The organism is Mesorhizobium sp. ArgA1, from assembly GCF_053714375.1.
In genome coordinates, this window is the sequence record NZ_JBSKBQ010000013.1 from 1 (window position 1) to 12,891 (window position 12,891).

A 12,891-nucleotide genomic window follows, 5' to 3' on the forward strand; every position below is an offset into this window, starting at 1 on the left:
CCGAGGCACCAGAGCTTGACGCCGAACGGCTCCGTGCGGCCGTTGGCGATGCGCTTGTCGCTCCATTCGCTGCCGCCAGGATGGTTGGCGTATTCAAGAAGGTTGCGGGCTTCGTCGAGGCCGCGCGAGCCGAGATTGACGGCGAGCATCATCTCGGTGTTGGCGGAGGTGCACCAGTCGGCGAATTCATGCAGGCCGACTTCATTGCTCTCCGACGTGTGCCAGGCGAGGTCGAGGCGCACCGGGCGCCCCTCCCTGGGGCCAACGCCGTCCTCCCAATTGTAGGCGGACACGAAATTTCCGCCGGGATAGCGCACAACAGGAACATTGAGTTCCCTGACGAGATCGATGACGTCCTGACGCATGCCATTGGCATCTGCGGTCGGATGGCCAGGCTCATAGATACCGGTGTAAACCGCGCGGCCCAGATGCTCGATAAAGGATCCATAGAGCCTCGGATCGATTTCCGAGACGACATAACGAGGATGCGCCGTAACTTCTGCCTTCATCATTCCTGCCCTAAATATCAAAAATGGTGATTTAAATCACCTTGTCCGATATCAGAAGGGAACCAGCAGGCTTTCGTCAAGTCAAAATAGGCAAATGTCTGATAAATCAGATGATTATTTGGAGAGCCTGTGTGCCATTTGGCTGAAATTGCTGCACAATTTTTCAAACCCGATTTTACGATATCAACTGGTTTTGATCCTGAGCAGGATGTCCTGGTCGTAATTTCCGAACCCCTTGCCGAAAATGTTGATTCCGCCGGGGCGCAGGGCGTCGTCCTTGACGCCGATACGGACGCGGATCGAATGATGGCCCATGAGGTCGAGGGCAGCGAGGCTGGCTTCGGAAATCCTGACGCCGTCGACATATGTGCCGTCGGTGGAAATTCGCCAGTTCTTCAGCTTGCCATATTGTGAGCCCTTGAGCTTCCACCAAGAAGGCGTGAAGACGCCGCGCTTGTCGCCGAAGTCGCCGGGCGAGGTCCAGGTGCCGACATCGACGCCATTGATCGTCAGCGTGATGTCGGAGGGCCAGTCGGCGCTGGTGCCCGGCACTTCCGAGGACAGTTCTATGGCCACTTCGAGCTCGGTGATCTCCGCATTGGCGAGCTTGGCATTGTTGGGAAACTGGTATTCGACAAAGCCGCGCGTGAACCACAAAAGCCCGGCTTTCATGCGGTCCGGATCGAGAAATGTGTTCGGCACGTCGAGCAGGCCGATGATGCCGTCCGGCGAACAGAGGCCGCAGGGCGCGGTGACCTCGAAACCGGTGTAAAGCCCGATCGGCATTGACACTTCGATCGCGTCGTTCCTGACAGCGCGATACTCGCTCTTGAAAACCACGAGCACTTCCTCGGCGGTCGGATAACAGATCTTCTGACTGCCTTTCTTTGCCTTCTGGTTCTCGGTGCGGATCAGTCCTGCATCCTCGAGAACCTGGATATTGGTCGAGACCGTCGATTGCGGCAGCGACAGCACGGCGGCGATTTCGTTGACATTCATCGGCCCCTTCTCATGCAGCAGCTTAAGCATGGAGATGCGCGCCGAAGAGGCCAGCCCTTTGAGAACGGCAATGCCTTCCTCAGGGTCGATCACCAGAAAATTGGGACTCATGCGATTTGCCAGTCTGCGCGAAATCTATATCCGGAATCACATTGTATATCTGGATATTTGATTTAAACAATGCGCCCGCCGAACCGCAGGCGCTGCAGCGATCAGCGGCAGGTGACAGGGTCTCGAGGCACCTGGCTGGCGGTTCAGCTATGCGACACGCGGGATGCCTGCCGCTCGGACTCCATGCGCCTGACGTCAACCATCCAGAACGGCTGGTCTGGATTCACCTGCTGAGCCTTGCCACCGCGGGCGACATGCCGAAAGCCTGTGGAACGGCCGGCGCTTCGGTGCGCACCGGTTTCTTGCCCGACCAGCCGATGCCGGACAGCCATTCGAGATAGAAGGCGAGCGCGAACTGCATGGCGATGCCGGCCGATATCAGCAGGGCGTCATAGGCAAAGCCGCCCGGATTGATCAGCTTCATCACCTGCGCCGCCATGGCGATCACCGTGCCGGCAAGGAACACCGGCAACGAGCGTTTGCCGAGCAAAGCGAGCGGATGATCCCGGCTGAGACGGAACAGGTTCGAGAAAGCCGGCAGGGCGACGATCAGATAGCTTACAGCCAGGATATGCAGCAGCCGTGGCAGCGACAGGAATGTCTTGTCGAAGCCGCCGATCACCACTGGCAGGTCGAACCAGCTTATCTGGCCCCAGAGCGGGCTGTGTACCCAGACCAGCGCTGCCGCCACATAGGTCGCGGCGGCACCCACCAGCCAGCGATTGACGGGAATTGTGCCGCCGCGCCGGACATGCAGCATGCCGGCCAGGCCAATGTTGAACAGGAACTGCCAGGACAGCGGGTTGAGGAACCAGAAGCCGGGCTCGGGATAGTTCGGCGGCGCGATCTGCCAGATGCCGGCAACGAGCCACAGCGCACCAGAGAACACAAGCGCCGGCAGCGGCCGGTAACTGACGAAGAGCAGGAAGAGCGGCGCCATCAGCAACAGCGCCGCATAGACCGGCAGGATGTTGTTGTAGCCGAGCTGGTGGCCAAGCGTGACGATGCCGACCATCACCTCCGGCGTGTTTTTCATCAGCGGCTCGATGTTGATCAGTTTCAGCATTTCGGGTCGATGGGCGAACACCGCCGCCATGCAGAACAGGGCCATCACCACCATGGTGGTGACGATGTGGGCGGTGTAGAGGACGCCGGCGCGGCGCCACATCTTCAACGTCGCGAGCAGCCGGCCGCCCGGCTGGAATTTGTTGCCATAGGCGAGCGCGACCGACATGCCGGAGATCAGCACGAAGGCTTCCGCCGCGTCCGAGAATCCGAAATTCTTGTAGGTCAGCGTTTCGAAGACGGTGCCCGGCACATGGTCGACATAGATGGTCAGGAGAGCGAGCGCGCGGAACACGTCAATGCGCGTGTCGCGCTCATTCGGAACTGGCAGGGTCATCGACAAAAGGCCTCAAAGCGAGAGCAAGGGTGCTCGTGTTGTTCATGCCGGGATGCGACCATCGGCGCACACCGCTTCGATTCCTCCCGCAGGAAGCATATCGGCGCAGAAACGGTCTGAAATGAGCCTGGTTCAATCACATTTCGCGGAGCATGAAAATATTCCGTTTTGAAGCCGGCAAATGAACAATATATCTACAAAATCAAAGAGATATGAGCGTGTCCGAATATAGCGAAAAGAACGGCTTTCTGCATCAGGATTTGGCCTTTCCCTACCGCCTGCTCAAGCCGGAAAATGCCGGCGGCGAGTGCCTGTTTTTGCTGCACGGATCGGGTGTCGACGAAACAACGATGCTGCCGATTGCAAGGCAGATCGCACCCGACGCCACGCTCGTCGCGGTGCGGGGCCGCATCCCCCAGGAGGACGGCTTCCGCTGGTTCGAGCGTGTCACCCCGACCCGCTTCGAGCAGGCGAGCATCCGCGCCGAGACCTCAGACTTTGCCGCTTTTGTCAGCGAGGCGGCAAGGCGGCACCGGCTCGATCTCGCCCGGGCGATCTTCCTCGGCTATTCCAACGGCGCCAATCTGGTGTCCAGCCTGATGCTGCTCAACCCCGGCCTCGTCCGCAAAGCGGCGCTGCTGAGAGCGATGCCGGTGCTTGACGATATGCCGTCAACCGACCTCAGCGGAACGCGTGTGCTGATCGTCGCCGGCGCCGCCGACGAGACCTACGGACCGTTTGCGCCGGCGCTGGTGACGCTGCTTCATGGTCGCGGCGCCGAGGTCGACGCCCGCATCGTGGCGTCCGGCCATCAAATCGGCGACCCCGATGCGGCAATCGTCCGGCAGTGGCTGGCGGGACCAGTCGTGGTGGCACGGGCAAGCTGAGCGGCCGGATTCACCGCGATTTCAGGCCAGGCCCGGGCAAGCTCTTCCATTGTCCACAAGACGGACATATCTCTGTCACACATTGTGTATCGAGATACTGTTCACTTGAGGGGGGTCCGCATGGCCGACAAGAACAGCATCACTCTGCTCGACGACACCTCGAAATTGCCGGTGATCGCGGCCAATCCGGCCGAAGTGGCGAAGATTGAAAGCGCCATCGACGTGCGCGACCGCGCCGGGATTTCGGTCTATGGCGACCGCGCCCAGCAAGCTGTCAGCGACTATGCCGACAAGATCCTGGGGCAGTTGCGCAACCGCGATCTCGGCGACACCGGCGATCTCCTCACCGATATCATCATGAAGGCCAAGAACCTCGATCCGGCTGCGCTGAAGGATCAAGGGTTCCTTAGCAACCTGTTCTCCTCCTTCAAGGCACGGCTCGAACGCTTCAAGGAAAAATACGAGGACGTGGCGGGGCAGATCGACCGCATCGGCCTCGAGCTCGACCGCCACAAGGATACGCTGCGGCGCGACATAGCGGTACTCGACGATCTGCATGAGCAGACCAAAGATTCCATCGTCAAGCTCGACGCCTATGTGCAGGCCGGCAAGAAGTACGTCGAAAACTACCGCGCCAATGAACTGCCCAAGCTGAAGGCGGCCGCGGACGCTGCCGGCAGCGATGTCGGCGGCACGCTTGAGGCGCAGACCTACCAGGACACCGTCCAGGCTCTCGACCGGTTGGAAAAGCGCATCTTCTATCTCATCCAGGCGCGCCAGCTCGGCATCCAGCAATTGCCGCAGATCCGCATCGTTCAATCCGGCGACGAAACGCTGATCGAGAATCTGCAGGCGACTTCGGCGCTGACCGTGCCGGCCTGGAAGCAGAAGATGGTCATCCTGCTTGGCCTCACCAACCAGAAATCGGCGCTCGACCTGCAAAAGACCGTGACCGATGCCACCAATGAGATGATCCGCCAGACGTCCAAGATGATGAAGGACCAGGCCATCTCCATCGAAGAACAGGCGCAACGCGGCATCGTCGATGTCGAGACCCTGGCGCAGGCCAATCGCGACCTCATCGACACGGTGCAAGGCGTCCTGAAGGTGCAGCAGGAAGGCCGCCAGAAGCGCGCCGATGCCGAAAAGCAGATGGACCAGATGACCGTCGATCTCAAGAAGGCGCTGACCCAGGCCTGATCGGAACCGCCATGCCGAAGACGCTGACGTCCGTTCTGGTGCTGGCCCTGGCGCTGCTTCTTGCGGCGTGCAGCGGCAGCAATGTGAAATTCTCCATCGTCTCCGGCTCCGAGAACACGGTGCTGGAACCGATCGTGCAGGAGTTCTGCGCCAAGCAAGGCGCCACCTGCACTATCACCTATCAGGGCTCGCTCGACATCGGCCTTGGCCTGCAGAAATCAGGCGGCCTCGACCAGGATGCGGTATGGCCGGCCTCGAGTGTGTGGGTCGATCTGTTCGACAGCGGCCGCAAGGTGCGCAACCTGACCTCGATCGCGCAGATGCCGGTTATCCTCGGCGTGCGCAAATCCAAGGCGGCCGAACTCGGCTGGGTCGGCAAGGAGGTGTTCATGAAGGACATCCTCGCGGCGGTGAAGGACGGCAAGCTGAAATTTCTGATGACCTCGGCGACGCAATCCAATTCCGGCGCCAGCGCCTATCTCGCCATGCTGTCCAGCGCGCTCGGCGGCAAGGAAGTGATCGAACCCGGCGACCTCGACAGTCCGGCTGTGCGGGACACGGTCGGCGCCTTGCTGCAGGGCGTCGAACGCTCGTCCGGCTCGTCGGGCTGGCTGGCCGACCTCTATGTCGAATCCGCGCGCCAGGGCACGCTCTACGATGCGATGTGGAACTACGAGGCGACGCTCAAGGAAACCAACGACAAGCTGAAGCAACTGGGCGACGAGCCGCTCTATGCCATCTACCCGGCCGATGGTGTCGCTGTCGGCGATTCACCGCTCGGCTTCATCGACCATGGGCGCGGGCCGGAGGTCGAGAAATTCTTCACCGACCTTTTGGCGTTTCTGCAATCGGATCCGATCCGCAAGCGCATCGCCGACACCGGCCGGCGACTGCCGCTCGGCGGGTCGGCGACCCAGGCGGCGGCCGAGCCGGACTGGAATTTCGATCCGGGCAAGCTTGTGACGTCGATCCGCATGCCCGAGCCGGCGGTGATCCGCACGGCGCTCAATCTCTACCAGGAGGCGCTGCGCAAGCCGTCGCTGACGGCGCTCTGCTTCGACTTTTCCGGCTCCATGGAAGATGAGGGCGAAAAGCAGCTGCAGGCAGCGGCGCAGTTCCTGTTCACGCCGGAAAAGGCCAGCGAAGTGCTGGTGCAATGGACGCCGTCCGACCACATCTTCGTGCTGCCTTTCGACAGCACCGTGCGCGACACGTTCGAGGCCAAAGGCGACGCTGTCGGCCAGAGCGAGCTTCTGGCAGATGTCGCCCGGCAGCATGCCGGCGGCGGTACTGACATGTATGCCTGCGCCGAGCAGGCCTTGCAGAAAATCACCGCCACGCCCGATCTGTCGAAATACCTGCCGGCCATCGTCATCATGACCGATGGCCGCACCGACGGCGGTCCCGATTACTTCCTCAGCCAGTGGCGCAGCGCGCCGATTCGGGTGCCGGCGTTCGGCATCACTTTCGGCGATGCTGACAAGAGCCAGCTCGACAACCTCGCCAAAGCGACCTCGGCGCGGGTCTTCGACGGCGGTCGCGATCTGGCCGGTGCCTTCCGCGCCGCCCGCGGATACAATTAGAACAATGCGCGGGCTGTTCGGCAACGACTGGAACTGGATCGCGGCAGGCGCGGTGTCGGCAGCGCTTTTGCTCGCCTTGAGCTTTCTCACCCATTTCCCGTTCCTGGTCTCGGCCATCATCGCCGGCTTGGTCTTTGCCGGACTGGTCTTCGTTCTGGCGCCGCGCCAGCTGTTCGAAGGGCTCGACCTCAGATCGATCAGCGGCAGCCGCGTGGCGTTCGCGCGCGAGTTGCTGGCGCAGGCGCAACCGGCGGCTGATCAGCTCGCCATGGCCGCCTCGTCGATCTCGGACAAGGAGATGAAGGCCAAAGTGAAGAATCTGTCCGACATTGCGGCCGACGTGATCGCCAAGGTCGAGGCAAAACCGGAAACCGCGCCCTCCGTGCGGCGGTTTCTCACCTACTATGTGCCGCAGGCGGCGGAAGTGGCCGACGGTTATGCGACGCTGGCGAACCGGCGCGCGCCGAGCCAGGCGCGGCTTGCAAATGTCGGCGCGGTCATCACCAAGCTTCAGGACGCTTTCGTGCATTATGCCGACAGCCTAGCCGATAGCGAACTCGGCACGCTCGACGTGGACTTGCGACTCATTCAGGAGTCGCTGAAAGAGGATATCGGTCGCTGATGGCCATTTCGCGCCGCGCTTTCGGACTGGGATTGCTGGGTGCCGCCGCCGCCGGCACCGGCGGCTATCTGACGCTGAAGGACCGCCCCGAGTTTCGCGGCTATCTCGGCAACCGGGCGCATCTGTTCGGCTTCATCGGCGGCGAGAAGCAGGCGTTTCTGGCCGACCCCGATGTCGTCAGCGCGCTTGGCGGTTACGGCCTCGAGCTTGACGCGCGTGTCGCCGGTTCCGTCGAAATGGTACGCGAGCCGGCCCTTCTCTCGCAAAAGCCGCAATTCCTGTGGCCGTCCTCCTCGATCATGGTCGACCTCGCCCGCAAGAGTGGCGTGTCGATCCGCAACGACCAGGTGGTGCTCAACTCGCCCATCGTCGTCTACACCTGGGGGCCGGTGGTCGAAGGCCTGAAGAAGAGCGGGCTGGTCACGGTCGCGGCCAAGGGCGGCTACAACCAGCTCGATCTCAAGGCGCTGCTCGACGCCATACTGGCGGGCAAGAGCTGGGCGGATCTCGGCATCGACGAGCTTTACGGCCGTGCCCGCATCGTTTCCACCGACCCCAACCGCTCCAACTCCGGCTTCATGTTCGCCGGCCTGGTGCTCAGCCTGATGAGCGGCGACGTCGCGACGCAGGAACTGCTGGCGCAGCATGGCGAGCAGGCCAGGGCGATCTTCCGCACCATGGGGCTGAAATCGTCCTCGTCAGGCAAACTGTTCGACCAATACATTGCCGGCGGGCTCGGCGCCGAGCCGATGGCGGTCGGCTATGAGAACCAGCTGGTCGAATGGGCGCTGGCCGATCCGGCTCGCTGGCAAAGGGTGCAGGCCGGAACCGGCGCCAAGCCGGAAATCCTCTACCCGCGCCCGACCGTCTATTCGGCGCACCCCATGATCGTCATCGACCCGGCCGTCGATCCGCTGCTCGACGCGCTGACCAGCCCGAAGCTGCAGGAACTTGCCTGGTCCAAGCACGGGTTCCGCGGGCCGCTGGGCACCGTCGCCGCTGGAGCCGATGCGGCGATCGCCGGCGTGCGGCCGGCCGAAATCGAGGCGGTGCTGCCGATGCCTTCGGCCGAGGTCATGCTGTCGCTGCTTGCGCAGATGGAAGGCTAGCGCCAGCGCCTACCCCCGCCCCATCCGGTTCCAGGCATCGAGCCCGGCGATCTTGTAGGCTTCGGCCAGCGTCGGATAGTTGAAGGTGTTGTTGACGAAGAAGTCGACCGTGCCGCCGAGATTGATCACCGCCTGGCCGATATGGATCAGTTCGGTGGCGCCCTCGCCGACGATGTGGGCGCCGAGCAGGCGGCGCGTCTCGACCGAGAACAGCAGCTTCAGGAAGCCCGAATTGACGCCCATGATGTGGCCCCGCGAGGTTTCGCGGAACCGCGCCAGGCCAACCTCATAGGCTGCACCGCTCTCGCGCACCTGTTCCTCCGACTGGCCGACGGTGGAGATCTCCGGCACGGAGTAGATGCCATATGGAAAGGTTTCCGGCGGTGGCGGCAATTGCACGCCGAAGGCGTGGCAGGCTGCCACCCTGCCCTGTTCCATCGAGGTCGAGGCAAGGCTGGGAAAACCGATGACGTCGCCGGTGGCATAGATGTTGGGTGCACTGGTCTGGAAGGTCTGCGGATCGACCTTGATGCGGCCCCTGGAGTCGGCCTCGATGCCGACCACGTCGAGGCCGAGGCTGCCGAGATTGCCACTGCGGCCGGCGGCATAGAGCACGATTTCGGAGCGGATGGTGCGGCCATCGGCAAGCGTCACTTCGGCATAGTCGGGTTTTGAGACGATTTCCTTGACCGTGCTGCCGAGGCGGATGGTCATGCCGCGGTCACGCATCTGGTGGATGAAGTCATCGACGATCTCGCGGTCGACGAAATCGAGGATGGTGTTGCGCGGCTCGACCAGCGTCACCGGCACGTCGAGGGCCGAAAAGATGGTCGCATATTCAACGCCGATGACGCCGGCGCCGATCACCGTCAGCGTGCGCGGCAGATGGTCGAGCTCCAGCATCTCGTCACTGTCGAAGACGCGGATCTTGTCGAAAGGCACGTCGCGCGGCCGGTGCGGCCTGGTGCCGACTGCAATAAGCGCATTGGCGAAGCCGACCTCCGAGTAGTCGCCATTGTCGGCCGTCAGGCTGACCTTGTTGGGGCCAACGAATTTCGCCATGGCGCGTGCGCTCTTGACCGCGTTGCGCATGAACTGGTGCTGCAGCACCTCGACCTCGTGGTCGAGCGTCTTGTGCAGGCGCTCGACCAAGTCGGCGATAGAGATGTCTTGCTTGACCCGGTAGCCGCGGCCGTAAAAGCCGCGCTCGCGCCAGCCGGAGAGGTTGAGCACCGTCTCGCGCAGCGTCTTCGACGGGATGGTGCCGGTGTGCACCGAGACGCCGCCGAGGCGCCGGCCCCTGTCGACCACCAGCACCGATTTGCCGAGCTTGGCCGATTGCACCGCGGCGCGGCGGCCGGAAGGGCCGCTGCCGATGACCAGCATGTCGTAATCCATATTTCCCCATCCCCTCGGCGTCTTGTTGCGCCGCAGCAAGCTAACGCCATCCCTAGGGTAAATTCAACCGGTTCGCAGCGCCTGTCACGACGCCGATGACCGCATTCCCGGCGCGATCTTGATTCCGCCTGCGGCCTTCACCATTTCAGGTGGCGGCGGCCGCGCACCCTAGCGTGGCGCCTGTTACGAGGACATGACATGAACGCGCGCGTACTTGACGGCGAAATCATCACCAGCAGGCTCGACGACGTCAGGGCCTATGACGGTGTGCGCACGCGGCGCATCCTCGCCTTTATCATCGACTATTGCATCGTGGCGCTGCTCACCATTCCGTTCGCGATCCTGGTGGCCGTGCTTGGCCTTTTGACATTCGGTCTTGGCTGGGCGCTGTATTCCATCCTCGTGCCGGCGGTCGCCATTCTCTACATCTGGAACACGCTGGGCGGCCGCAACCAGGCCACATCTGGTATGAGGATGATGGGCATTCGGCTCGATCGCCTCGACGGCAGCCGTATCGACGGGCTCACCGCTGTTGTCCATTCGGTGCTGTTCTGGGCGAGCACCGTCATCCTGACGCCGCTCATTCTTTTGGTGACGCTGTTTTCCGACCGCAAGCGCACGCTACACGACCTGCTGCTTGGCACAGTTGTCAGCCGCAGCGACCGTTGAACCGGCTTTCGGCTCCTCCCGACCACCATCGGCGCACAAATTGAAGGCGTCCTTTCACGCACGCCTTCACAATCCTGTTGAATTTTTCCTCGGCGAGGCCAAAGGTAGAGCGATTCGCAGGAGTGTTTCCAAGGTTCGATGACGCAGCATCCAACCCAGTCGCCGCAGTTCTTCCTGACCGCCCCATCGCCGTGCCCGTATCTTGAGGGCCAGTTCGAGCGCAAGGTGTTTACGCATCTGGTCGGCGACAAGGCGCCTGAGATGAACGACCTGTTGACGCAAGGCGGCTTCCGGCGCTCGCAGAACATCGCCTACCGGCCGGCCTGCGAGACCTGCCGCGCCTGCGTCTCTGTGCGCATCCTGGCGCAGGAATTCACCGCCAGCCGGAACATGAAGCGGGTGATCCAGCGCAATTCCGATCTCATCGGCGCCATGCACGACGCGCAGCCGTCGACCGAGCAGTATTCGCTGTTCCGCGGCTATCTCGACGCCCGCCACCGCCGCGGCGGCATGTCCGACATGACGGTGCTGGACTACGCCATGATGGTCGAGGACACCCATGTCGACACCAAAGTCATCGAGTACCGTAAGCGCGGCCCCGACACTTTCATCACCGGCAAGGGCCAGGGCGAGCTGATCGCCGTGGCGCTGACCGACAAGATGGCCGACGGTCTGTCGATGGTCTATTCCTACTTCAATCCCGAGTTCGAGGACCGCTCGCTCGGCACCTTCATGATCCTAGACCATATCGCCCGCGCCAGGGCCATGGGTCTGCCCCATGTCTATCTCGGCTACTGGGTCAACGGCTCGCGCAAGATGAACTATAAGATGCGCTTCATGCCGCAGGAGCATCTCGGCCCGAAGGGCTGGGAACGCTACGACCACGAAGCGGTCACGCGCTGATTTTTCTTTTTCCCCAAATCCGGGTCCAAGTTCGGGCCTAAATAGTTTCAACGCAGAAGATGCTGGTCTTTCCGCCTGACGGCGGAGAGTGTGCGATTGCGCAGGCCGGCCATACTCTCCCGAATTCATTGCGAAAGCCGCTTCATGTCGTCTCACAACGCTCACACCAAAGGACTTCTGCTCTCCGCGCTTGGCGGCCTGACGCTGACCGTCGACATTCCGCTGATCCGGCTCGCCCATGGCGAAGCCTGGACGATACTGCTCCTGCGCACCGGCGCCACCTTCGTCACGGCAATGATCGTCTGGGCGGTCTGGCGCTCGTTCAGCAAGAATGCGCCACAGCTCATACCGGGCTGGTCGGGGCTGATCGTTGCCGCCATTTACGGGCTCGGCGCAATCGCCTTCATCACCGGTGTCTACAACACCTCGACCGCCAATCTGGTTTTCATCCTGGCCTTCACCACCATGTTCTCAGCGCTGCTGTCGTGGCTGTTCCTGAAGGAGCGGCCACGGCCGCTGACGCTTGCGGCCATGGCGGTGATGATCGTTGGCGTCGGCATCATCGTTGGTGATTCCGTCGGCACCGGATATCTGTTCGGCGACATGATGGCGCTGTGTTCAGCCTTGGCGATCGCCTGCGCCATCACCATCTCGCGCGCCAGCGGCAAGGACATGGGTTTCACCGCGCTGATCGGCGTCGTCCCGCCGTTTGCGTTGGCGGCGTTCATGGTCGCAAAGACAGGCTTTCAGGTAGAGGCGCCGGGATGGATCCTCTTCAACGGCGCCATCATCATGCCGATCGCCTTCTTCTGCCTCGCAAACGGGCCGAAATACATCTCAGGTCCGGAAGTGGCGATGTTCTATCTCCTGGAAACAGTGCTGGCGCCGGTCTGGGTGTGGATGATCTTTGACGAGACACCATCGCCCAACAGCCTCATCGGCGGCGCGATCCTGATCGTCACACTGGTCGCGCATTCGCTGTGGCAGTTGCATGAGGGGCGCAAGCGCCGGGCAGCGCTCGCCGTCGTTCATCCGGCTTAGAATGCCGCGACGAGCAAGGCAGGCTCCAAAAGCGCTGACAGACGTAATCCTGTCGTCGCGTTAGTCCGCTAGTAACAGCTATCCTTCAGGATAAGCCCAAATCTAATTGGGCCGGTAATCCAATGAAGCGCATCGCGGCAATGATTTTCGTAGTTGTTGGGCTAGCGCTTTGCTTTACTGGCCCAGCGATCTTCTCCCGCCCCATGGACGGGCTCTCCGTAGCGTGGTTTGTCGTCCTGGCGCTGACTTCGGCCGCGGCCACGATCGGCGCGATAGCGGCGCTGATATTGCAGTATACACACTTTCAAATGCGAGACACGTTGGACGGATTCTTTTGGATCGTTTTCCTCGTGCTGCCGATTTCGGTGACACTATGCGCCTCAGCAGCGTGGGTGCTCGGCTGGTACTTTTTTAGCTGGAATGATCTGAATCTCGATGTCCCCTAAGGCGACCCGGAC

Annotated in this window: 12 protein-coding genes and 1 pseudogene; 9 read left to right on the forward strand and 4 right to left on the reverse strand. The window is 62.0% G+C overall.

The annotated features are described in order from the left end of the window. From ACWGTI_RS23585 to ACWGTI_RS23595, 3 genes and pseudogenes are all read right to left on the reverse strand, one after another. Nucleotides 1-509, reverse strand: a pseudogene (locus ACWGTI_RS23585) (alpha-N-arabinofuranosidase); the annotation flags it as partial. A 183-nt stretch (nt 510-692) separates the two neighbouring features. Further along, on the reverse strand, nt 693-1,619 hold the full coding sequence (locus ACWGTI_RS23590) for an ArsR/SmtB family transcription factor (RefSeq protein ID WP_454576705.1): 927 nt from the start codon (nt 1,617-1,619) through the stop codon (nt 693-695). A 223-nt stretch (nt 1,620-1,842) separates the two neighbouring features. Next, entirely contained in the window at nt 1,843-3,021 is a 1,179-nt protein-coding gene (locus ACWGTI_RS23595; RefSeq protein ID WP_454589342.1) for an OpgC family protein, read from the reverse strand. A 212-nt stretch (nt 3,022-3,233) separates the two neighbouring features. Between ACWGTI_RS23595 and ACWGTI_RS23600 the strand changes: the two genes are divergently transcribed. From ACWGTI_RS23600 to ACWGTI_RS23620, 5 genes are all read left to right on the forward strand, one after another. After that, nucleotides 3,234-3,908 carry an alpha/beta hydrolase gene (locus tag ACWGTI_RS23600; protein ID WP_454589343.1) on the forward strand — a complete coding sequence of 225 codons (675 nt, stop codon included), beginning with the start codon at nt 3,234-3,236 and terminating at the stop codon, nt 3,906-3,908. A 120-nt stretch (nt 3,909-4,028) separates the two neighbouring features. After that, nucleotides 4,029-5,108 carry a toxic anion resistance protein gene (locus ACWGTI_RS23605; protein ID WP_454589344.1) on the forward strand — a complete coding sequence of 360 codons (1,080 nt, stop codon included), beginning with the start codon at nt 4,029-4,031 and terminating at the stop codon, nt 5,106-5,108. 11 nt (nt 5,109-5,119) lie between these two features. After that, nucleotides 5,120-6,691, forward strand: a complete 1,572-nt coding sequence (locus tag ACWGTI_RS23610; protein ID WP_454589345.1) for a substrate-binding domain-containing protein — start codon at nt 5,120-5,122, stop codon at nt 6,689-6,691. Nucleotides 6,692-6,695: 4 nt separating this feature from the next. Continuing rightward, on the forward strand, nt 6,696-7,313 hold the full coding sequence (locus ACWGTI_RS23615; RefSeq protein WP_454589346.1) for a 5-bromo-4-chloroindolyl phosphate hydrolysis family protein: 618 nt from the start codon (nt 6,696-6,698) through the stop codon (nt 7,311-7,313). Then, a complete protein-coding gene (locus ACWGTI_RS23620) occupies nt 7,313-8,422 on the forward strand; it encodes a hypothetical protein (RefSeq protein ID WP_454589347.1) in 1,110 nt (369 codons plus the stop codon). The genes ACWGTI_RS23615 and ACWGTI_RS23620 overlap by 1 nt, the downstream gene beginning before the upstream one ends. A 9-nt stretch (nt 8,423-8,431) precedes the next feature. Here ACWGTI_RS23620 and sthA read toward each other — a convergent pair whose 3' ends face one another. After that, a complete protein-coding gene (gene sthA / locus ACWGTI_RS23625; protein ID WP_454589348.1) occupies nt 8,432-9,820 on the reverse strand; it encodes a Si-specific NAD(P)(+) transhydrogenase in 1,389 nt (462 codons plus the stop codon). 198 nt (nt 9,821-10,018) lie between these two features. On the opposite strand from sthA, the gene ACWGTI_RS23630 reads away from it, so the two are divergent. The 4 genes from ACWGTI_RS23630 (at nt 10,019) to ACWGTI_RS23645 (ending at nt 12,879) form a co-directional block, all read left to right on the forward strand. Continuing rightward, nucleotides 10,019-10,489 carry an RDD family protein gene (locus ACWGTI_RS23630; RefSeq protein ID WP_454589349.1) on the forward strand — a complete coding sequence of 157 codons (471 nt, stop codon included), beginning with the start codon at nt 10,019-10,021 and terminating at the stop codon, nt 10,487-10,489. 138 nt (nt 10,490-10,627) lie between these two features. Next, complete coding sequence (locus ACWGTI_RS23635; protein ID WP_142869454.1) at nt 10,628-11,392, forward strand: arginyltransferase; 765 nt, start codon at nt 10,628-10,630, stop codon at nt 11,390-11,392. Between the two features lie 144 nt (nt 11,393-11,536). After that, entirely contained in the window at nt 11,537-12,433 is an 897-nt protein-coding gene (locus tag ACWGTI_RS23640) for a DMT family transporter (protein WP_454589350.1), read from the forward strand. 122 nt (nt 12,434-12,555) lie between these two features. Next, complete coding sequence (locus tag ACWGTI_RS23645) at nt 12,556-12,879, forward strand: hypothetical protein (protein ID WP_454589351.1); 324 nt, start codon at nt 12,556-12,558, stop codon at nt 12,877-12,879. Nucleotides 12,880-12,891: the final 12 nt, after the last annotated feature.